General features: G+C 61.5%; 19 protein-coding genes and 1 tRNA gene. 3 read left to right on the top strand and 17 right to left on the bottom strand.

Annotated features, from left to right (window positions below):
- Positions 1 to 13: 13 nt before the first annotated feature.
- From LC343_RS02840 to LC343_RS02880, 9 genes are all read right to left on the bottom strand, one after another.
- Positions 14 to 760 (bottom strand): SDR family NAD(P)-dependent oxidoreductase, encoded by a 747-nt coding sequence (locus LC343_RS02840; RefSeq protein WP_223475577.1) that lies wholly within the window; start codon positions 758 to 760, stop codon positions 14 to 16.
- An 11-nt stretch (positions 761 to 771) separates the two neighbouring features.
- Complete coding sequence (locus LC343_RS02845; RefSeq protein WP_223475578.1) at positions 772 to 1,689, bottom strand: dihydrodipicolinate synthase family protein; 918 nt, start codon at positions 1,687 to 1,689, stop codon at positions 772 to 774.
- Positions 1,690 to 1,708: 19 nt separating this feature from the next.
- Positions 1,709 to 2,467: an SDR family NAD(P)-dependent oxidoreductase gene (locus LC343_RS02850; protein ID WP_223475579.1), complete on the bottom strand. Its 759-nt coding sequence runs from the start codon at positions 2,465 to 2,467 to the stop codon at positions 1,709 to 1,711.
- Positions 2,461 to 3,216: an N-acyl homoserine lactonase family protein gene (locus tag LC343_RS02855; protein WP_223475580.1), complete on the bottom strand. Its 756-nt coding sequence runs from the start codon at positions 3,214 to 3,216 to the stop codon at positions 2,461 to 2,463. The genes LC343_RS02850 and LC343_RS02855 overlap by 7 nt, the downstream gene beginning before the upstream one ends.
- A gap of 7 nt (positions 3,217 to 3,223) precedes the next feature.
- Positions 3,224 to 4,384, bottom strand: a complete 1,161-nt coding sequence (locus LC343_RS02860; protein WP_223475581.1) for a mandelate racemase/muconate lactonizing enzyme family protein — start codon at positions 4,382 to 4,384, stop codon at positions 3,224 to 3,226.
- 4 nt (positions 4,385 to 4,388) lie between these two features.
- Positions 4,389 to 5,513: an aldose epimerase family protein gene (locus LC343_RS02865; protein ID WP_223475582.1), complete on the bottom strand. Its 1,125-nt coding sequence runs from the start codon at positions 5,511 to 5,513 to the stop codon at positions 4,389 to 4,391.
- A 10-nt stretch (positions 5,514 to 5,523) separates the two neighbouring features.
- Positions 5,524 to 6,801, bottom strand: a complete 1,278-nt coding sequence (locus tag LC343_RS02870; protein ID WP_223475583.1) for a TRAP transporter large permease — start codon at positions 6,799 to 6,801, stop codon at positions 5,524 to 5,526.
- A gap of 5 nt (positions 6,802 to 6,806) precedes the next feature.
- Positions 6,807 to 7,286 (bottom strand): TRAP transporter small permease, encoded by a 480-nt coding sequence (locus LC343_RS02875; protein ID WP_223475584.1) that lies wholly within the window; start codon positions 7,284 to 7,286, stop codon positions 6,807 to 6,809.
- 78 nt (positions 7,287 to 7,364) lie between these two features.
- On the bottom strand, positions 7,365 to 8,357 hold the full coding sequence (locus LC343_RS02880; RefSeq protein WP_223475585.1) for a TRAP transporter substrate-binding protein: 993 nt from the start codon (positions 8,355 to 8,357) through the stop codon (positions 7,365 to 7,367).
- Positions 8,358 to 8,772: 415 nt separating this feature from the next.
- On the opposite strand from LC343_RS02880, the gene LC343_RS25205 reads away from it, so the two are divergent.
- Entirely contained in the window at positions 8,773 to 10,491 is a 1,719-nt protein-coding gene (locus LC343_RS25205; RefSeq protein WP_223475586.1) for an SMP-30/gluconolactonase/LRE family protein, read from the top strand.
- 682 nt (positions 10,492 to 11,173) lie between these two features.
- Here the strand turns inward: LC343_RS25205 and LC343_RS02890 are convergent.
- The 4 genes from LC343_RS02890 to LC343_RS02905 form a co-directional block, all read right to left on the bottom strand.
- Complete coding sequence (locus LC343_RS02890) at positions 11,174 to 12,235, bottom strand: DUF4238 domain-containing protein (RefSeq protein ID WP_223475587.1); 1,062 nt, start codon at positions 12,233 to 12,235, stop codon at positions 11,174 to 11,176.
- 139 nt (positions 12,236 to 12,374) lie between these two features.
- Positions 12,375 to 12,450: transfer RNA gene (locus LC343_RS02895), tRNA-Lys, on the bottom strand.
- 46 nt (positions 12,451 to 12,496) lie between these two features.
- The gene (locus LC343_RS02900) at positions 12,497 to 13,402 is read right to left on the bottom strand and encodes a PhzF family phenazine biosynthesis protein (RefSeq protein ID WP_223475588.1); all 906 of its coding nucleotides are present in this window, start codon (positions 13,400 to 13,402) and stop codon (positions 12,497 to 12,499) included.
- Positions 13,403 to 13,422: 20 nt separating this feature from the next.
- Entirely contained in the window at positions 13,423 to 14,139 is a 717-nt protein-coding gene (locus LC343_RS02905) for a hypothetical protein (protein ID WP_223475589.1), read from the bottom strand.
- A gap of 153 nt (positions 14,140 to 14,292) precedes the next feature.
- Between LC343_RS02905 and LC343_RS02910 the strand changes: the two genes are divergently transcribed.
- Positions 14,293 to 15,510, top strand: a complete 1,218-nt coding sequence (locus LC343_RS02910; RefSeq protein ID WP_223475590.1) for a TsoY family (seleno)protein — start codon at positions 14,293 to 14,295, stop codon at positions 15,508 to 15,510.
- An 82-nt stretch (positions 15,511 to 15,592) separates the two neighbouring features.
- Here LC343_RS02910 and LC343_RS02915 read toward each other — a convergent pair whose 3' ends face one another.
- Positions 15,593 to 16,762, bottom strand: a complete 1,170-nt coding sequence (locus LC343_RS02915; RefSeq protein ID WP_223476098.1) for an aminotransferase-like domain-containing protein — start codon at positions 16,760 to 16,762, stop codon at positions 15,593 to 15,595.
- Positions 16,763 to 16,950: 188 nt separating this feature from the next.
- On the opposite strand from LC343_RS02915, the gene LC343_RS02920 reads away from it, so the two are divergent.
- Positions 16,951 to 17,436: a DUF992 domain-containing protein gene (locus LC343_RS02920; protein ID WP_223475591.1), complete on the top strand. Its 486-nt coding sequence runs from the start codon at positions 16,951 to 16,953 to the stop codon at positions 17,434 to 17,436.
- A gap of 21 nt (positions 17,437 to 17,457) precedes the next feature.
- Here LC343_RS02920 and LC343_RS02925 read toward each other — a convergent pair whose 3' ends face one another.
- The 3 genes from LC343_RS02925 to LC343_RS02935 form a co-directional block, all read right to left on the bottom strand.
- A complete protein-coding gene (locus tag LC343_RS02925) occupies positions 17,458 to 17,958 on the bottom strand; it encodes a heme-degrading domain-containing protein (RefSeq protein WP_223475592.1) in 501 nt (166 codons plus the stop codon).
- 95 nt (positions 17,959 to 18,053) lie between these two features.
- Positions 18,054 to 19,073, bottom strand: coding sequence for a ketol-acid reductoisomerase (gene ilvC, locus LC343_RS02930; RefSeq protein WP_223475593.1), 1,020 nt, complete (start codon positions 19,071 to 19,073; stop codon positions 18,054 to 18,056).
- Positions 19,074 to 19,097: 24 nt separating this feature from the next.
- Positions 19,098 to 19,781, bottom strand: a complete 684-nt coding sequence (locus LC343_RS02935) for a TetR/AcrR family transcriptional regulator (protein WP_223475594.1) — start codon at positions 19,779 to 19,781, stop codon at positions 19,098 to 19,100.
- Between the last annotated feature and the right edge of the window lie 81 nt (positions 19,782 to 19,862).

Consider the following 19,862-nt stretch of genomic DNA (forward strand, 5'->3'; position numbering starts at 1 on the left):
ATCCTAATGGAATTCAGTAAGTCGCCCGGCCGCCGGACAGATCGAAGACCGCGCCGGTGGTGTAAGAGTTCTCCCGCGACAGCAGCCAGGCCACCATTGACGCGACTTCGTCGAGTTCGAGGAAACGAGCGCGCGGGATTTTCGACAGCATGTAGTCGATATGCTGTTGTGACATCTGGTCGAAAATGCGCGTGCGCGCGGCCGCTGGCGTGATGCAGTTGACGGCAATATCCTGCCCCGCCAATTCCTTGCCCAGTGACTTGGTCAGCCCGATCACGCCGGCCTTCGAGGCCGAATAGGCCGAAGCATTTGGATTGCCCTCCTTGCCGGCGATCGACGCAATGTTGACGATGCGCCCATAACCGCGCGCGATCATGCCCGGGAGGACCACCCGGTTGATGTGAAACGTGCCGATCAGGTTGATGTCCACAATCTTGCGCCATTCGACCGGATCATAGTCCTGCAACGTCGCGTTGCTGCCCGCGATCCCGGCAGAATTCACCAGCAGCGAAACCGGGCCGGTTTCCGCCTCCACTTCGGCATGGATGCGTTCCAGCGCGGGGAGATCGGTAATGTCGCCGCATTTCGCGGTCGCGGCCCCTCCGAGGCTTGCCGCCGCTTCACCGGCCAGCTTCTCGTCCATGTCGAGCAGCACAACCCTGGCCCCGCTGTCGACGATGCGTTTCGAGACAGCGAAACCGATCCCCTGCGCGCCTCCGGTGACGATTGCGACCTGGCCGGAAAGATCAATTCTGTTCATCCTGTCGTTCCTTATGCAGCGGCGGCTGGTGCGGAAGCGCCCTGCAGCCGTCCGACAAGCGCCCGCAGCTCATCCAGATCGAACGCATTCAGCCTGAGGCCATTCTCGCGAACATGCGTGCTGCCGATCACGCCGCGATCGAAAAGGATCTGCTTTTCGCAAGCAATGAAGAACTCGAGCGACTGGTCCTCGAACCACAGCAGCGGCATCATGTTCTCGAAGATGTCACGCGCACCGTCGAGATTGCCTGCCGCAAAATTACGGTACAGTTCGACGAACCGGTCCACGACCGCCACGCCCGGCATCACCGCCCATGCGCCGCGTCGGAAAGCATCGACCGTGTAGATGCCGCCATTGCCCGACATGCAGCGCAGCGCGCCGCCGGTCGCTTCCTGCAATTCGTCGATGCGACGTACCGGCACCGGGCATTCCACCTTCGAATATTTCAGATTCGGGATGCGTCGCGTCAGATCGATCAGGAATTCGGTGGAGACCGAAACACCCGTCGTCCGCGGCGCGTCCTGATACATGACCGGGATCGAGACTTCACCGGCGATCGCTTCCAGGAACTTTGCAAAACGCTCGCCCTGCGGCGGCACTCGGCCGGGCGGAAACAGGATCAGCGCATCGGCACCCTTTTCCTCCGCCAGCCTCGCCATTTCCTGTGCGCCTTTGACCGAATCCTCGATAACACCGATAGCAGTGTGCGCGCGTCCCTTGGCAGCGTTCATGAAGGTGTCGAGCGTTTCGATCTTCTCGCTTGGCGTCAGCTTCGTCGGCTCGCTGTTCATCGCGAAGATCGACAGGCTCCGGCATCCCTTGTCGATGGCGTAATCGACGATGTTAACCAGACCTTCGTGGTCCACATCGCCATTGTCCTTGAACGGCGTGTTGAGCACCGGGCAAACGCCCTGGAAAGGTTCGTCCATTTCATTCTCCTTGTATGGTTTAAAGCAGTTGGCCGCCGTCGACATGGATCACCTGACCGGTGATGAAGGCGGCGTGGTCCGAAGCCAGGAACGTCGCGATGCCCGCCAAATCGTCAGGTATGCCGATACGGCCCATTGGTGTGCGCGAAACGATCGTGTCGTGGCGATCCGGATCGGAGAGCGCCGTCTCGGTCATGTTTGTGCGGATCGTGCCCGGCGCGACGGAATTCGCGGTGATCCCGTAGCTTGCCAGTTCAAGGGCGAGACCGCGCGTAAGCATGTCCATTCCCGCCTTCGACACGCAGTAATGCGTCCGGCGCGGCTCGGCGCGCCGGCCGGAAATCGAGGAAATGTTGATGATCCGGCCGCCTTTGCCGCGACGTACGAGCGATTGCGCCGTCAACTGCGCGCACAACATTGCCGCCTTCAGGTTGACGTTGAGCATGCGGTCCCATTCGGACTCTTCCAGCGTCAGGAAGTCGACATAGGAAACGATGCCGGCATTGTTGACGAGGATGTCGACGCCGCCCTTCTCCTGATCGAGTTCGGCAAAGAGGGTGCGGATCGCCTCCGTGTTCCCCGCATCGAGCGCGAAAGCCTCCGCGGAGCGGCCCCGCGCCCGCGCATCTTCCACGAAGCCGGCCGCATCGTTCGCTTGACTCAGATAGGTGATGAAGACCCGTGCGCCGGCATCCAGCATGGATTTCGCGATCGCCCGCCCGATGCCCGATGAACCGCCGGTCACCAGCACGGTCTTGCCCGAAAGATCGATCAGCATGATTGCGCTCCCGTTCCGTTGATTTGCCGCGCGGCATCGAGATCGTGGCTTGGCAGCACGATGCCGTCGAAATCCGAAAGCAGGTCGATCACTGCCCGTGACTCCTCGGGCGACGACGTCAGCCCGATCGCGGTTTTCCGCCTGAGATTGTCCAGCAGGAAGATCGCGTCGCCGGGCATGATCACGCGCCCGGCATCCGTTTCACATTCGACCATGATGCTTCCCGGCGTATGACCGCCGACATGGCGGGTACGTACGCCCGGCAGCGGTTCGGCGCTGTCCGGCAGCAGCGAAAGGCGATCCGCGGGCAATGCCTCGAGGAACGCCAGCGCTCCTGCAAGCTGCGGCAGAGCGGCCCGTGCGCCTTCGCCCCGCGCCCAGCCCCATTCCCGCTCGCCGACAAAGAAGCGCGCTCGTCCGAAAACATCCACATTCGACGCATGGTCGTAGTGAAGATGCGTCAGGATGACCGCGTCTATATCGTCGGGCGAAAGGCCGGCCGACGCCAGTTGCGCCTGAATTGGCCGCCGGCCCGCAGCCTGCCATGAGCGTCCATTGGTCTTCACTGTCGCGTTGATGACCCCGAAATCGCTGATCCCGGTATCCACCAGCGCGGTGAAGTCCGGTGCCCTGAGCAGCCAGCAGAAACAGCCGATGGGTCGCAGCGTCGAGGGCGCGCCGCCCTCGAACAGCACGGCCTCGCTCGCCTCGATCTCGGCGAAGGACAGGGGAGTAATTTCGCAGGTCATCGCACGATCAGTCCGACTCGACCTTGAAGCGCTGGATATGACCGGGCTTGTAGGCGTATTTCTCGATGATTTCGTCGGTGATGTGGATGCCGAGACCGGGGCTGTCCGGCACGATCAGATTGCCGTCCACCATCTCGATCGGCTCCACCAGAAGGTCTTCCCGCAGACCATTGGCGATCTGCTGGTATTCGCAGATCAGCGCGTTCGGGATTGCCGCGAGAAGATGCAGGTGCGCGGTCAGCGAAGCGCCCGTGCGGAAGACATGCGGCGCAATCGGCTTGCCATAGAGCGCCGCGTATTCGGCAATGCGCTTCACCTCGCTGATGCCGCCGGCATGGGTCACGTCCGGCTGCAGGATATCGACAGCGTTCGCATCGACCAGCGCCTTGAACTCGTAGATCGAGCAGCCGTTCTCGCCGCCCGCTACCGGGACCGCGCTGGCCGCGCGCACTTGCGCATAGCTGTCGATCTCGTCGGTCCGCACCGGCTCCTCGAGGAAAAACAGGTCGATTTCAGCGAGCGCCTTGGTAACCTCGATTGCTTCCAGGACGGTCCACGGTTCGGGCACGTAGCCCTGCCCCGCGTCTAGCATTACATCCATGTCCGGCCCTGCGGCCTCGCGTGTCGCGCGAGCGATCTCGACGTCCCTCTTCGCGGAAATGCCGCCCCGAACCTTCACGGCCGTAAAGCCGCGCTCGCGATAACTCGCCACTTCTTCCTTCAGCGATTCAAGCGGTTGGGTCATGCCGCCGCTGGCATAGGCGCGGATCCGATCGCGATGCTTGCCGCCGAGCAGGCTGTGCACCGGTACACCGAGCGCCTTGCCCTTCAGGTCCCAGAGCGCGTTCTCGATGCCGCTGATAACGCCCATCGCGAGGCCGCGACGGCCCCAATTCGCGCCGAGTTTGTAGAGCTTGCGCTGCAGGACCTCGATCTCGAACGGGTCCTTGCCGATCAGCATCGGCGAAATCGAGTCGCAGATCGCCTTGGCGGCTTCCGGCAGATAATGACCCGTGCCCATCTCGCCGAGACCGTAGACGCCCTTGTCGGTGAAGACCTGCACCAGCGTGCTGTTCCACACCCGAACCTCGCCGCCGGACCAGCCCCACACCTCGTCATCGGTGTAGACCTGCGAAAGAAGGATCGGGCGAACCTCTGTGATTTTCATGTGATCAATTCTCCATAAGGGAAGTGTGTGCGCGAGGCTTGGGAAGATCTCCCGCGTCGGAAATGCGTGAATGCCCCTCGATCCAGCCGAGATTCATCGGAAACGTGACCGTCTCCCCCGCATCGAGCGTGTAGTGAACGCCCCTCTTCACGGCCTCGGCGAGACCGTAAGCCGGGTAGCTGGTGAAGGGTTCGAGCGCGAAGATGTTGCCGGTCCCGAACCAGGGATATCCGTACGAGCCGCGAAAATTCTGCCAGTACCAGAGATACGGCAACTGCGCCGCCGGCCAGCGCATGTAGAGCCCGCAGGCCTGCCGACGGTTCATCAGGGCGAACCAGCCGTCATTGCCGTGCAAGTAGATCATGTCGCAGTTCTCGGTGGTCCCGGAGCGCGGTATCCGCGATCCATCGACCTGTGCTCCGCCGGCCGTTTCCAGCGATGGCCAGGCGAAGTCGCCACCGACAGGAAACATGTTCCGGCGCATGCCCGGTTGCCGGGCATCGGGATCGAGTACGGAGCCCGTATTCGTTTCCGCACGCGTCGCCGCGACATCGAGCGCCCAGTCGCCGTCTCCATAGCGCTCGGCATCAAAAGTCAGGTGCTGCCCCCACATGAAATCCATCGACTGGCGCGATGTATTGGTCACCGTTTCGACCACGTCGAAGACCGGGTCTCCGTCTCGCAGCCGGACCGTGCGAACAAGGCTGAACGGCGTCTGCGACGTTGCCGCCTCGAATGACACGCTCAGGCTGTCGCCGTCATTGGAACACTCCGTAACACGCCAATCGAGCCGCCATCCCTCGCCCATCATCTCGTGGGCCGCGCCATCATGGCTGCAGGCACTGCCGCCATTGGGAAAGACCGATTGCCAGCCGCCGGCGAAGCCGTTGACGAAGGCGGAACCGGCCGGTGTCGCCGAAGGCGGAAAACCGTGGCGGTCGGCCATGCGCTCGGGCATGTGCCCGAACACCTCGAAGTCTCTCGGCTTGTAACAGGCCGAGACGATCTCCGCCCCGCGTTCCGGCATCACCGAAACCCGCCAGTGCTCGTTCTCCAGAATGGAGAGCCGGAAGCCCTTGTAGGTGAAATCACCATTGAATCTGAGGGCATTGGCGCCGCTGTGAAACATCTCCCCGCCCCTACCGAATGAACACGCTGGGCAGGTAGGTGACGGTCTGCGGCACGAAGGCGATCAAAGCCATCACGATGATGAAGATCGGAATCATCGGCGCGATATGCCGGCTCGTCCGTGCAAGCCCCGTTCCCGCGAGCGAACTGGTGAGGAAGAGCAGCACGCCGACCGGAGGCGTGATGCCGCCCAGATTGAGCGCAATCACCATAAGGACGCCGAACTGCACCGGATCGAACCCCACGGCGGCTCCAATCGGCGCCAGCACCGGCACCAGGATAATGATGATCACCATCGTCTCGATCACGCAGCCAAGAATGATCAGCATGCCGACGATCAGTCCCAGAATGGCGAACTTGTTCGAGGAAATGGAAAACAGGAAGCCGCGCATCGCTGCAGGAACCTGCTCGATGGCCATGATGTAGGAGAAGATCGCTGCAAACGAGATCACGAGCAGCACCGATGCCGTGACGACCGCCGATTTGACGAAGATTTCCTTCAGCTCCCCAAGCGGCAATTCGCGATAGACGAAAGCGCTGATGACGAAGGCGTAGATCGCCGCGACAGCGCCCGCCTCGGTCGCCGTGAAGACGCCAGCCAGGATACCGCCGACGATCAGCACCGGTGTCAGTAGCGCCCAGAACGCGGACCGGAAGCTGCGCCACAACTCGCCGAAGCTCGCGGACGGCTCAACCGGATAGTTCTCCTTCTTTGCGTAGAAATAGGAGTAGATCATCAGTCCAAGGCCGATCAGGACGCCCGGGACGATGCCACCCACGAACAGCGCACCGATCGATACGCCGGTGAGGCTGCCATAGACGATCATCAGCATGCTTGGCGGAATGATCATGCCGATCGAGCCTGCCGCAGCGATCAGTGCGGCCGAGAAAGCGGGGTTGAATCCCTTCTGGCGCATCGACGGGATCAGCACCGACCCGACAGCGGACGCATCCGCGACGCCAGACCCCGAAATGCCCGCGAAGATCATGCTGGTGACGATCGCAACCTGCGCAAGGCCGCCGCGAATGGCGCCGACAAGCGAGTTGGCGAAATTCACGATGCGCAGCGAAATGCCGCCCGCTTCCATGCAGATGCCTGCGAAAACGAAGAATGGGACGGCCAGAAAGGGGAAACTGTCGATCCCGCCGATCATCTTCTGGGCGACCACGAAACCGGGCTGCCCGGAGAAGAACAGGAAGGTGCCCGCCCCGGCAACACCGATGGCGAAGACGATCGGCAAGCCGATCAGCGTGAGCAGGAAGAACAGTCCAAAGAGAGGAAACAGCATGACGGTTACGCCTCTTCGCGTCCGTCGAGGACGGCGATAATGCGGTCAATGGTGACGACGATCATGAACGTCATTCCGAGCGGAACAGCGCCGTAGACGATGGCCTGCGGCAGTTCGAGCGCCGGCGTGATCTGTGTCATCGTCAGCGAGACGATCTTCACGCCGAAGAACAGCGCAGCCGAAAGAAAGGCCAGGATGATCACGTTGATGCCAACGAGCGCGGCGACATGCAGCTTCGCAGGCAGGGACCGGTAGGTATCGAAGGCCGAGAAAGCCTTGCGCTGAACGGCAAGAGACCCCGAAAGGAACACGATATAGAACAGGAGGATCTTGGAGACCTCCTCCGCCCAGGCGACCGAGTCATTGAGAAAGAAGCGATTGAAAACCTGAATGCCCGTCAGGCCGATCAAGATCGCAAACAGGATCGCAACGATCCATTCCACTGCGGCGACCACCGCAGAAGCGAACGAATGAAACCAGGTCATTTCCGAATTCCTTGAACGAGTTTCCCGATTGCCCGGCACGCAGCGATCTGATGCGTGCCGGGCGGCTCCGGGAGGAGCTTATTCGACCGCTGCGATCTTTCCGAGCAGTTCGCCGCTTTCGTACTGGGCGCCGAGCTCTTCATAGACGGGCTGGACGGCCTGCTTGATCTTTTCGCGCTCGGCATCCGAGACCTCGACGACTTCCACACCGTCGGCCTTCATGGCCTCGACCGCATCGGCATTGGCCTTGACGACCTTGTCGAACAGGGCGTCGGATGCCTCTTGCGCCGCCTCGAGAACAGCAGCCTGATGCTCCGGGCTCAGACGTTCGAACGCCGCTTTGTTCATCGCCACCAGGATCGGCGGAGACTGGTGCTGGGTCAGGGAGAAGTACTTGGTCACCTCGGTGAACTTCTGCGCCAGCATCGATTCGGGAGACCCCTCGACCGCCTGCACGACGCCGGACTGCAGCGCTGTGTAGATTTCACCGAAATTGATCGGCGTCGGGTTGGCGCCGAGCGCCTCGAAGGTCTTCACGAAGATCGGCACTTCCGGAACGCGGATCTTCAGGCCCTTGAAGCTTTCCAGCGTATCGACCGGCGCATCGGCGGTCAGCGTGCTGCGCAAGCCGTAGGCGAAATAGGCGAGAAACTTGAGCCCCTTCTCGTCGAACATCTCATCGACCGCGCCGCGCAGATCGCCGTTGAAGACTTTCTGCTGGTGGTCCATGTCGCGATAGAGGAAGGGCAACTCGAACGTGCCGAGCTTCGGATTGATGATCGCCCAGCCGGCGGCGCCGGTCAGCGAGATGTCGTGCGAGCCGAGCGTCGCGCCTTCCAGCAGTTCACGCTCGTTGCCGAGCTGACCATCCGGGAAGATTTTCACTTCGACCGCGCCGTTTGTCTTGTCTGCGACCCGCTCGGCGAAGTCCACCACACCGAGGTGAGACGAGAAAGATGTGTTGAACACATGCGCCGCGCGGATGGTGACATCCGCTGCTGACGCAGGGGCGACAACACCTCCAATATGCGCGAGTGCCGCTATGCAGGTTGCTGCGAGTAGCTGTTTCATTGGCGAAAACCTCCCGTTCGCTCGTTAGCCAGGCTCGGGCACGATCGGGAACTCCGGTCGAACATCCGAACAATTGCACATTCCCATGCCGGCCGAACCACGCCGGCCACAAACATCGGAAGCGCATAATTCGAAATCGCATAATATGGACGACATGTCCATAGTTTGAGAAACAAAATTCAGCCTCCATTCATTCCGCGCATGCTAGGGCTCCACATGAAGGCGCGATGGGGGATGGAGAAATGCAGCAAATGCACGGACTCTGGAAGCTACGGCAGCAATTTCAACATCATGAAACGACTGGCTGACATTTGGTCAAAGCTTCCATATTATGCCACTCTCGGGAAACATCGGGGCAAGTCCGATTCCGTGAAGACTGTGAAAACGACCATAGCCACCTGCCGAGGCATTCGACGTGAGCAAGGAATCGAGCAAAACCACGAAACAGGATCGGGAAGTCCCCGGTGTTGCGCTTCTATACAAGGCATTCCGCGTCATGGATGCCGTCGCCGAATCGAGGACGCCGCCACGCATCACCGATCTGCTTGCGGCGACCGATCTTTCCAAGGGCACGCTATACCGTCTTCTTCAGGCGCTGGTCGATCGCCGGTATCTGCGCCACGACCCGTCCGACCAGTCCTATCTGCTGGGCACGAAGCTCTTCGATCTGGCGCATACGGTCTGGGAGAGCTTCGACCTGAGAAGCGCGGCCTCCAGTGAACTGATCGCCTTGCGCGACCGTCTGGGCGAAACGACAAGGCTCTCCGTGCTGGACGGCTATGAGGTGCTTTATATCGACCAGGTCGACGCGACGAGCGAGCTCAGGGTTGCCAGCGCGGTCGGCAGCCGCGCCCCGGCGCATGCGAGTTCCGCCGGCAAGGCCATGCTCAGCAAGCTGGAGCCGGTTCAAAGCTCCGAAATTCTCTCCCGCCTCGACCTCGAGCAACTCACGCCGTCGACGATCACGGATGAGATGGAGCTGCGGCGCCACATCGACCTCGTGACTGCGAGAGGCTACGCCACGTCGATGGAGGAGCGGGTCCAGGGTATCGCCTCGGTATCCGCACCTATCCTTGACGCGAGCAACCGGCCGGTCGGGGCACTGACCGTGACAGGTCCCTCGTTCCGGCTGGACTGGGACAAGCTGGACGCCATCGGCAGGGACCTCATCGACGCCGCGCGCCGCATTGCCGGCAATGCCGGCATGTACACCCAGCCCTTCTCCGTCTCGACACCGCCGCGCCCGAAGGAGAGCATTCCCGACGAGGTGTCCTGCGCATACGAGACCCGGGCCATCCAGGGCGAAGGCCCGCTCTGGGTTCCCGAACAGAACGCGCTCTATTGGGTGAACATCCTCGAACCTTCGCTCAACATCTTCAGCCCCGATCTCCAGCACAACAAGGTCGTCCGCTTCCCTTGCATGCTGAGCGCCGTCGCGCACACGAAGACCGACCGCATGATCGTCGCGACACAGAAGGGCGTTCAGATGCTCGACCTCCAGTCGCACCAACTGACGCCCTTCTCCGATCCCGAACCACGTCTGAGTTCGAACCGGCTGAACGACGCAAAGGTCGATCGCGCGGGGCGCCTGTGGGTGGGCAGCATGGCCATCGACGGAACGCCCGGCCACGGAAGCCTCTACTGTATCACCGGAGACGGGTCCGCAGTCGCGGTCGATACGGGCTTCGCAATCAGCAACGGCATCGCCTGGTCCCCTGACGACAAGCTGATGTACTTCATCGATTCTGGCCGAAACCAGGTGTTCCGCTACGAGTTCGACCTGGCAACCGGCGAAATCGGCCGAAGGGACATCCTTATCGAGGTCCCGCAGGAAGCAGGCCGTCTGGGCGGGCTGACAGTGGATCGCGACGGCTTTCTGTGGATCGCGCATTACGATGGCTGGGCGATCAATCGCTATCAGCCGGACGGAAAGATCGACAGACGTATTCCCCTGCCGGTGCCCCGCCCCACAAGTTGCATCTTCGGAGGCCCCGACCTTCAGGATCTGTTCGTCACCTCCGCACGCATCCGCCTCTCGTCGCAACGGCTCAGCGAAGCGCCGCTATCCGGCTCGTTGTTCAGGATTCGCACGGAGTCCAGCGGCATCGCCGAGACGCCCTTCGAGATCAACTGACGTCTTCATCGCAGCCGCCGCCCGCTTGCAATGCTGACGAGTCTGGCGATTAGAGGAGGCAGAGCGCGCTTGCCCCGACAGCTGAGAAACGAGGAAACGAGCTAACGAGTGCAGGCGTTCTCCGGGTCAGGAAAGGCCTGCTCCGGCGCGCCGCTTTCGATCACTTTTCCACTTCGCCCGCCGATCGCGCTTAGCGTGTCGAAACCCAATTACGTGCTGGTGTCGGAATAACAAGTGCAGGATTAGCGGGTCGATCGGCCAGATTCCGGACAGGAACGCATTGACTGGCAGGGCGACGAGCCAGTTCCGGGCGTTGTAGAGGTAAACGTTGCGGAACGGGACGAACTCAAAGTCGACTTCGATGGGCGCGTGGCGGCAGCGGATGCTGAAATTGCCCGCCTTCACAAAGAGAAGACCGAGGAACGATCCGCGCCGATCTGATCCGGCCGGGCGTCAAGAAAACGCTGCTGCGCGGCGCGGCGCTATTTCGGCAGGGCCGTAAATTCGAGGTGAAACCGTCAGACGATGGTGACGGCAACACCGTACTCGTTCATAGCGACTTTGGGCTAGTGTCCGTCAGCGATGCGGTCGGTGCATTTCTCGACAATGACGAGGGAGCGGTTTTGCGGGGCACGGAGAAGGTCCGCCCTACTGAGGGGACGTTTACGGCGATGATACGTCTCTAGCCGAAATCGCGTGTGCCCGGCCTTATCGTCCCAAGACCAGTTCCGGTTTTGACCACTCGGGGCGGATTACGCCACTTTAAAATTCTTGGCCAAATAGTCGGCCGAAATCGGACTTGCGATGATACGAGCATCGTTTCACGAGCTTCGCTTACCTCAACCTCTGTTCCGATCTTATAGCGGCCCGGCACTTCATCGTCTGGGACAAACTGGTTGATCTCAAATCTCCGCTCTTCACGATGCACGCTCCACTGTCGATATTGCTCACTCACGCGCTCGCCCATTGAAGGATCCTTAAAATATATATTCTGACTTGAATTAAGTATCTGCAGTTGGTTGAAAGCATCTAAATCCTCCGTGTTGTCTATTTCTACAAACATCCCACTCTTTCCTGGGATTGTGTAGACAAATCCATCATAGCAAAGGAACAATTTATCCGGGCTCAGCGGCAAAACAAAAATGGCGCCGGAATTCGTTAGCCCAAAATTCGTCCTATTATTCTCCCTGATGTGATATCTATTTGTAATAACGGCAGGATCATCTGATGTATAAAATTCATAAGGAGTATTATTGCGAACTATCACCATTTTCAAGTCATCTAAGATATCGTGCTTCTCGATAAAAATGGACATAGAAATCGCTATTATCTCCTCCTTTGTTAAAAGCGGAGGTCTTTCCATTTTATCGACATCTCTAAAAACAACGTCAGCCATCTCGCGATTTGACTGACCTGTTCTTTTTAGAGCTTGCTCTGTCCTCAGGAACTGTATGAACATAAAGCTACGTAAATCGCGAAGGTAGCCTTTCTCAAATACAGAATCCCCAAGCTCTAAAGAACGAATTATCGTGGCGTATCTACCTTCGATAGAATTAAAAGCCTTCTCAATATTTCTGTCTTTGCCATAGAAATAATTCTTAGAGCACTGACCTGATACGGAAGCGTTATTAATTACGCGCCGGGAACGAATATTAAAAATATTAATTGAGTTGGCCTCCCCATTTAAACTAAAAGGTTTGAAATGAGCTTTGGGAACGAAGTGCTGGTTCTTCAGATAGGCCATTGGCGATTCTTAACTTCCAGCGCTTAGGTGCCGCAAGTCGCCCTCTAGGGAACGAACGCCAATTTTCGTTATATTACTATTTCGCAAATAATGAGTATGGACGTCCGTCCATACAAATTATTGATTCTTTTGAAGAAATTGGTGGGTGAGCACGGGCTCGAACCGTGGACCCGCTGATTAAGAGTCAGCTGCTCTACCATCTGAGCTACACACCCGCCGGAGCGCGCTATCTAGTCTTGCTTCGGCCGTTTGTAAAGGGCCTTAGAGCGTCAGTGTTCCCTCGGCGACCCTGACGGCATGGCCGCCGATCCGCGCGGCGTGGATCGCCCCGCCGCGACCGTCGATCTCGAGGCGGATCTGCGACGGTCGTCCCATCTCCACGCCCTGTTCGATCAAGAACGCGGAGGGGCCTTCCGCCAGCCCATCGAAATGCGCGATCACCCCGGCGAAATTGGCCACGGCGGATCCGGTGGCCGGATCCTCGGCAAGCCCCATCTCCGGCGCGAACATGCGCGCATGGAAGGCGCAGTCGTGGCGGATCGTCTCGCGGCAATAGGCGTAGAGTGATGCCTTGTGTCCGTCCACCGCCGGCGCGATATCGAGCCATGTGGCCGGATCGATCCGTATCCGCTCGGCGACACCCAGCCCCGCCAGCGGCACGAAGACGAAGCTGTTGCCCGCCGACCAGACGCTGACATGGTGGTTCTCGAAGCCGATTTCGTCGGCATCAATGCCGAGCGCCAGCGCGACCGCCGCCTTGTCGATCTCGAAGGGCAGCTGTCGGGGCAAGGCCGGCAGGTCGAATTCCGCATAGGGGATGTCATCCATGCGCAGCGCGCAGCGGACCGGACCGATCGCCTCCTCCAGCACCATCAGCCGCCGGTCGCCGGCATCGTCAGACGCCTCGGACCCGAGCGCGATCGCCGCGCCGACCGTCGGGTGCCCGGCGAACGGCAATTCGCGCCCCGGCGTGAAGATGCGCAGCCGCGCCGCATGCGCCGGATTATCCGCCGGGCCGATGAAAACCGTCTCGGACAGGTTGAACTCGCGCGCGATCGCCTGCATCGCCGTGTCGTCGAGCCCCTCGGCATCGAAGACCACGGCCAGCGGGTTGCCCGCCAGTGCATGGTCCGTGAAGACATCGTAGATTGCGTAGCGCCTTGCCATGCGATTCTCCCTGAAGCTGCCTATCCGCTACAGGAAAATGCCGCGTTTTCGAAGTGCCAATCGGCCAGCATGCGCGCATAGGGCTTGAGCAGGTCCGCGCCCTCGCCACCGGCCCGCACGGCGATCGCGGTTTCGAGTTCATCGTCGCCCGTCCGCGCCTGGTGACGCCGCATGAGATCGAGGCAGGCATCGAAATCGCCCGGCAGCCGGCTGCGCCGCGCAACGTGGAAGGCCCCCCGGTCGGCCACCACCGTATACGCGCCTTCGGCCATGCTCTCGTCGAAGACGAGGCCCGTCTCCTCGGCCAATTCGCGCGCGATGTTGCTGGTCACGTCGAACCCGCCATCGACGATATCTTCCGCATCGAAGGAGCCCGCCGGAAAATAGACCGCGCCGGCATTGGCCGTGTGAGCCGCCATGCGCACCGCGAAAAGCGCGCCATCCGCCGTCATCGGCAGCGATGTCCCCGTCACATGCACTGCCTCCGGCGGGCGGCCGTGGTCGCGCCAGTGGAGAAAGGTCGCGAAATCCGTGCGTCGTCCCCGCCCGGAGAACACGCTCCCGCCGACCGACACCTCCTCGAACATGAAGAACGGCCCGTTCCACAGCCGCGAATTGGCGGCCTTGCAATCGGCCCAATAGGCGTCGATCGCCGCGCGGTTTCGCGCCTCATAGGAGAGCCTTCCGCCTTCAACCGCCAGGCGCACCGTTTCCGGCCTCAAGATCCCGCTTTGCATTCTCGCCACCCTTTCCAGATCGCCGGAGCCTCCATAGCCGATGCGTAAGACTGACGCACCCGCGCCGAAGCGACATTGATTTTGATCTGGATCAATTTATATGCGCAATCTCTTATATAAACAAAACCGAATATACAAACTGGAGGTTCGACCATGTCGTTATCGAAAGCAGCCCCGGCACCGTACAATCCGCTTTATTTCCTCGCCGCGCTCGGCGCTGGCGGATTGGCCGTGTCGTTCTTCATGTACATCATGTGGATGACGCCCCATGCGGGTCAGCCCATCCCGTCCTTTTCCACCCTGATGGCCGCGTTCCAGACTGGTTCGCTCGCCATGCAGGCACTCATCGCGGTTTCCCTTGCCGGCATCGTGGTCTTTTCCGTGCTGCATGTGCGCCTGCTCGTCTGGAACTTCTCGCGCTACAACGCGTGGAAACAGACCGAAGCCGCGCAAAAGCTGCGCACGGGCAATGCCGAAACCCAGCTGATGTCGATCCCGCTGACGCTGGCGATGAGCGTCAATGTGGGCTTCATCATCGGCGCGGTCTTCGTTCCGGGCCTCTGGGGAATCGTGGAATTCCTGTTCCCGGCCGCGCTGCTCGCCTTCGCCCTGATCGGCGTCTACGCGCTGCGTCTCTTCGCGGACTTCATGAGCCGTGTGCTGGTCGATGGCGGTTTTCATTGCGCCAACAACAACTCGCTGGCCACCATGCTGTCGGTCTTCGCCTTCGCCATGATCGGCGTCGGGTTTTCCGCCGCCACGGCCATGAGCCACAATCCCGTCACCTCCGTGGTCGGCTTCATGGGCGCGAGCTTTTTCCTCGTCGCCGCCGTGCTGTTCGCCGCGATCTTCATGGTCATGGGCTTCCGCTCGATGATGGAGCATCGCGCCAACCCGGAAACCGTCCCGACGCTGTGGATCATCATCCCCTTCGTCACGGTGGTCGGCATCGCCGTCTATCGCATGAAGATGGCGCTGGAGCACAATTTCGGCGCCGAATGGGCTGCCGGAGACAAATTCGCCATGCTCGCGACCCTGTTCTCGATCCAGCTCGTCTTCGGCCTTGTCGGCTTCGCGGTGATGAAGCGCGCCCGTTACTTCGAGCAGTATGTCTCCGGCGAAAAGCGGTCTTCCGGCGCCTTCACCCTGATCTGCCCCGGCGTCGCGCTGTTCGTCTTCGCCAACTTCCTGATCAATGCGGGCCTTCTCGGCATCGGCGTGATGGACAAGTTCTCGGTCGCCTATTTCGTCGCCTATGCCCCGCTGGTCGTCCTGCAGGCGCTGACCATCAAGGTCTTCTTCCAGCTGAGCGGCAAGCTGATCACGACCGAGCGGCACGACGACACCGCGGCGCTTGCACCGGCCGAATAAGGCGTCCTTTTCAATCCCTGGCACGGACGCCGGAAGGGTCGCGGTTATCGCCGCGGCCCTTTTTCGCATCGCGTCGCCGGCCTTACGCCGCGCGTATCAGCCCGGCCAGCCGCGAGATCCCCGTATCAATCATCTCGTCCGAGGCGCAGGAAAACGAAAGCCTGATCGTGTTCGCGCCGGAGCCATCGGCGAAGAAGGCGCTTCCGGGAACGAAAGCCACGCCTGCGCTGTCCAGCGACCGGACGAGCAGTGCCGCGCCGTCCATCCCCGCAGGCAGGGTGAGCCAGATGAACATGCCGCCTTCCGGCTTCGTCCATTCGACACCGTCGGGCATTTCGCGCGCCAGCGCCGCCAGCATCCGGTCGCGCCGCGCCGCATAGACGGAGCGCGCCTGTGCGACCTGTTCGTCGAAAACGGTCCGGGCCACCAGGTCGACCGCCGCCTGGTTGAGAGTCGCCGTATGCAACCCACCCGCCTGGACGAGGATCACCAGCCGCGACACGATCTCGCGGGACGCGCAGACCCAACCGACGCGCAGGCCCGGCGACAGCGTCTTCGAGAACGAGCCGCAATAGAGCGTCCGGCAAGCGTCGATATCGCCCTTGCGCGCGATCTCCAGCGCCAGCATCGGCGGGATCGCATCGCCGTCATAGCGAAGCGCCTGGTAGGCCCCGTCCTCGATCACCGCGATGTCCAGCGCGTCGGCAAGGTCGAGCACCCGTTCGCGCTGCTCGTGCGTCATCGTCTCGCCGGTCGGGTTGGCGAAGTCCGGCGACATATAGGCGAATTTCACCGCGCCGCCCTGCTCCGCCGCGCGGTCGGCATAATCCTGCGCGTCGCGATTGGCCATCGGCTCCAGCCGGTCGTAGGTCGGCTCGTAGGCATTGAAGGCCTGCAAGGCGCCGAGATAGGTCGGCCATGTGACCAGCGCCGTGTCGCCCGGCGACAGGAACAGCTTGCCGAGATAGTCGAGCGCCTGCTGCGATCCGGCTGTGATCAGGATGTTCTCGGGGCCGCAATCGACGCCGATGCGCCCCATCTCGCCCGCGATCCACGCGCGCAGGCCGGCATGGCCCTCGCTCGGCGAATATTGCAGCGCCGATTTCGCCGCGTCGCCGGCAAGGGCCGCGTCGAAGGCCTGCCGGAAATCGTCGGCCGGAAACAGCGCCGCATCCGGAATTCCGCCCGCAAACGAGATGATGTCCGGCCGGTCGAGCAGCTTCAGCAACTCGCGGATCTCGGACGCCTTCATGCGGGTTTCGCGCGCGGCGAAGCGGAAATGTTGCGTCACGGCCCTGTCTCCTGAGGTGGGGAGGCGACCATGCGCTTTCACGCAATATATGTCAACATTGCTGACCTATATTTCGCACGGGTTTCCGGCGCAACAACGCCACAATTCTGCGAGACACGGACGGCAACCGAACACAAAAGGGCAACCAAATGAAACGCACCAAATCGCTGATCCTGTCCGCCGCGCTGGCGACCGGTCTCGCCGCTCCCGCAATGGCAGGCGCGCGGGTCGAACTCGGCATGTTGGACTGCACGGTCGAGGGTGGCGTCAATCTCGTGCTAGCCTCGACCAGCAATCTCCAATGCACCTTCACCCCGGCATCGACAGCGCGGACGCCCGAGACATATACGGGAACCATCGAGAAATACGGCCTCGATCTCGGCACGACGGAGAATGCGGTACTCCGCTGGGCGGTCGTCGCCCCCGCGGTGAACGGTTACGCGCCTGGCGCCCTTGCCGGCAATTATGGCGGCGCGACCGCCTCGGCCTCCTTCGTCGTCGGCCTTGGTGCGAACGTGCTCGTCGGCGGTCTGGAAAAATCCTTCGCGCTGCAGCCGGTCAGCCTTCAGTCGCAGCAGGGCATCAACATCGCCGTCGGCGTCGCCGCGCTGCGTCTGAACGCAGTCACCAACTGACGCCGCAAAACCGTCGCGCGATCAGCCTTCCGGGCCGAGCGCCAGCGGCGCTGGATCGACACCGAGATAGTCGCACAGGCATTCGACCACGAACCCGTGGTCGTCACGCTGCGGGATACCGGACACGGTGACCGTGCCGACAATGCCCGTTCCCTTGATATGGATCGGGAAGCAGCCGCCATGCGGCGCCATCTCGATCGGCAACACGCCGCGATCCTCGTCGAGCGTCGATCCGCTCGCAGCGAGTTCGCGTCCGACCCGGTAGGAGCATTTGTGGTAGCGCATCACCACATTGATCTTGCGCCTGACCCATTCCGGATTGTCCGGCGCCGTGCCCGGGAGCGCGGTATAGAACAGCGGCCGTCCGGCGACACGGATGTCGATAACCAGCGGCAATCCCTTCTCGACCGCGCGCGACCGCATCAGCGAGCCCAGCCTCCACGCATCCTCGTCGCTCATCGCGTCGAACCGCAGCGCCTCCTCCTGGCGTTTCAGCATCTCGATATCGTCGGCAATCGTCATGGCAAACCTTCCGGGCAGGCATTGAGATCGAAAAAGGGCCGCGGATCGCTCCACGGCCCCGTCTGTTAGCACTCAGGCCACGCTTCGCGCGAGACCTAGTTCTTTTCCTTGTCGACCAGCGCGTTCGACTTGATCCACGGCATCATGCCGCGCAGCTTTTCGCCGACCTGCTCGATCGGGTGCTCGTCATTGAGGCGGCGGGTGGCCTTGAAGCGTGCCGCGCCCGAATGCCATTCCTGCATCCACTCCGAGGTGAAGCGGCCGGACTGGATGTCCTTGAGGACGCGCTTCATCTCGGCCTTGGTGTCTTCGGTGATGATGCGCGGACCCGACATGTACTCGCCCCACTCGGCCGTGTTGGAGATCGAGTAGTTCATGTTGGCGATGCCGCCCTCGTAGATGAGGTCGACGATCAGCTTCACTTCGTGCAGGCACTCGAAATAGGCCATTTCCGGCGCATAGCCGGCTTCCACCAGCGTCTCGAAGCCGGCGCGGATCAGTTCGACCAGACCGCCGCACAGGACAACCTGCTCGCCGAACAAATCGGTCTCGCATTCTTCGCGGAAGTTGGTTTCGATGATGCCGGAGCGGCCGCCGCCGACGCCGCAGGCATAGGAAAGCGCGAGGTCATGCGCATTGCCGGATGCGTCCTGATGGACGGCGATCAGGCACGGCACGCCGCCGCCCTTCTGGTATTCGCCGCGCACGGTGTGGCCGGGGCCCTTCGGTGCGATCATGACGACGTCGACCGACGACTTCGGCTCGATCAGGCCGAAATGGACATTCAGGCCATGCGCGAAGGCGATCGCCGCACCGTCGCGGATGTTCGCCGCGATATGCTCCTTGTAGATGCCTGCCTGCAATTCGTCCGGCGTTGCCATCATCATCAGGTCGGCCCAGCCGGCGGCTTCCGCCACGGACATGACCTTGAAGCCATCGGCCTCGGCCTTCTTCGCGGTCGCCGAGCCTTCGCGCAGCGCAACGGCCACGTTCTGTGCACCGGAGTCCTTCAGGTTCAGCGCGTGCGCGCGGCCCTGTGATCCGTAGCCGATAATGGCCACATTCTTCGACTTGATGAGATTAAGATCGGCGTCGCGATCGTAATAGACACGCATGATCGGTTCCTTCCCTTGACGTGTTCAGTTTGTATTCGGGTTAGTCTCCTCCGCGACCCCGTAGAGCCGCCAGAACTGGTCGACGGCACGCGCCGCCTGGGTATCGAGCGCCGACGCATCGGCGATCAGCGGCACGGCGTCGCCGAGCAGCATGCGCACATGCATGTCGCCGACGATCAGGCCGTAAAGCGCATTGAACGCCGCGTCGCGATTGTCGAACGCGATCAGCCCAGCGTCGCGGCCGGCATCCAGCAGGCGCATGGCGCGGTTTTCGATGGCGCGGCGTCCGCGCTCGATCAGCAACCCGCCGAGTTGCGCGCCTTCGCGCCCCGCCTCGCCGATCGACAGCCGGTTGAGGGCAAGCGAAGTCGGCCCGGACAGCACGGTCAGCAGATCGCTGGCGAAGCCGGCGAGTTGGTGGCGAAACTCCTCCGCGCTCGGCTTGACCCGCGGCAATGCCGCGATCCGCACTTTCGATGCCTGATAGGTGATCATCGCCTCGAGCAGGCCGTTGCGGTCGCCGAACCACTTGTAGAGGCTTTCCTTCGAGCAATTCGCGGCCCGCGCCAGCCGCGCGGTTGTCAGCCCCTTGTCGCCACCCTCGACAAGCAGCGCCAGCGCCGCTTGCAGCACGTCCGTCTGGCGCGGGCCGAAGCTCTCCGCGCCGTCGTCGGCTGAAGTCGTTTCCATGGTTTTCGGAGCAAGCATACGCGGCAATCCAAACAAGTACCGTACGGTACGGTTCGGGTCATTTACAGCCGCAGACTGCCGCCGTCAAGCGCCCCGTGC

Source organism: Oricola indica (genome assembly GCF_019966595.1).
Lineage (GTDB): Bacteria > Pseudomonadota > Alphaproteobacteria > Rhizobiales > Rhizobiaceae > Oricola > Oricola indica.

Bases quoted from the DNA above. Each gene is read 5' to 3' on its own strand.
- LC343_RS02840 (WP_223475577.1), bottom strand. From the start codon at position 760: ATGAACAGAATTGATCTTTCCGGCCAGGTCGCAATCGTCACCGGAGGC.
- LC343_RS02845 (WP_223475578.1), bottom strand. From the start codon at position 1,689: ATGGACGAACCTTTCCAGGGCGTTTGCCCGGTGCTCAACACGCCGTTC.
- LC343_RS02850 (WP_223475579.1), bottom strand. From the start codon at position 2,467: ATGCTGATCGATCTTTCGGGCAAGACCGTGCTGGTGACCGGCGGTTCA.
- LC343_RS02855 (WP_223475580.1), bottom strand. From the start codon at position 3,216: ATGACCTGCGAAATTACTCCCCTGTCCTTCGCCGAGATCGAGGCGAGC.
- LC343_RS02860 (WP_223475581.1), bottom strand. From the start codon at position 4,384: ATGAAAATCACAGAGGTTCGCCCGATCCTTCTTTCGCAGGTCTACACC.
- LC343_RS02865 (WP_223475582.1), bottom strand. From the start codon at position 5,513: ATGTTTCACAGCGGCGCCAATGCCCTCAGATTCAATGGTGATTTCACC.
- LC343_RS02870 (WP_223475583.1), bottom strand. From the start codon at position 6,801: ATGCTGTTTCCTCTCTTTGGACTGTTCTTCCTGCTCACGCTGATCGGC.
- LC343_RS02875 (WP_223475584.1), bottom strand. From the start codon at position 7,286: ATGACCTGGTTTCATTCGTTCGCTTCTGCGGTGGTCGCCGCAGTGGAA.
- LC343_RS02880 (WP_223475585.1), bottom strand. From the start codon at position 8,357: ATGAAACAGCTACTCGCAGCAACCTGCATAGCGGCACTCGCGCATATT.
- LC343_RS02890 (WP_223475587.1), bottom strand. From the start codon at position 12,235: ATGGCCTATCTGAAGAACCAGCACTTCGTTCCCAAAGCTCATTTCAAA.
- LC343_RS02900 (WP_223475588.1), bottom strand. From the start codon at position 13,402: ATGGCAAGGCGCTACGCAATCTACGATGTCTTCACGGACCATGCACTG.
- LC343_RS02905 (WP_223475589.1), bottom strand. From the start codon at position 14,139: ATGCAAAGCGGGATCTTGAGGCCGGAAACGGTGCGCCTGGCGGTTGAA.
- LC343_RS02910 (WP_223475590.1), top strand. From the start codon at position 14,293: ATGTCGTTATCGAAAGCAGCCCCGGCACCGTACAATCCGCTTTATTTC.
- LC343_RS02915 (WP_223476098.1), bottom strand. From the start codon at position 16,762: ATGAAGGCGTCCGAGATCCGCGAGTTGCTGAAGCTGCTCGACCGGCCG.
- LC343_RS02920 (WP_223475591.1), top strand. From the start codon at position 16,951: ATGAAACGCACCAAATCGCTGATCCTGTCCGCCGCGCTGGCGACCGGT.
- LC343_RS02925 (WP_223475592.1), bottom strand. From the start codon at position 17,958: ATGACGATTGCCGACGATATCGAGATGCTGAAACGCCAGGAGGAGGCG.
- ilvC (WP_223475593.1), bottom strand. From the start codon at position 19,073: ATGCGTGTCTATTACGATCGCGACGCCGATCTTAATCTCATCAAGTCG.
- LC343_RS02935 (WP_223475594.1), bottom strand. From the start codon at position 19,781: ATGCTTGCTCCGAAAACCATGGAAACGACTTCAGCCGACGACGGCGCG.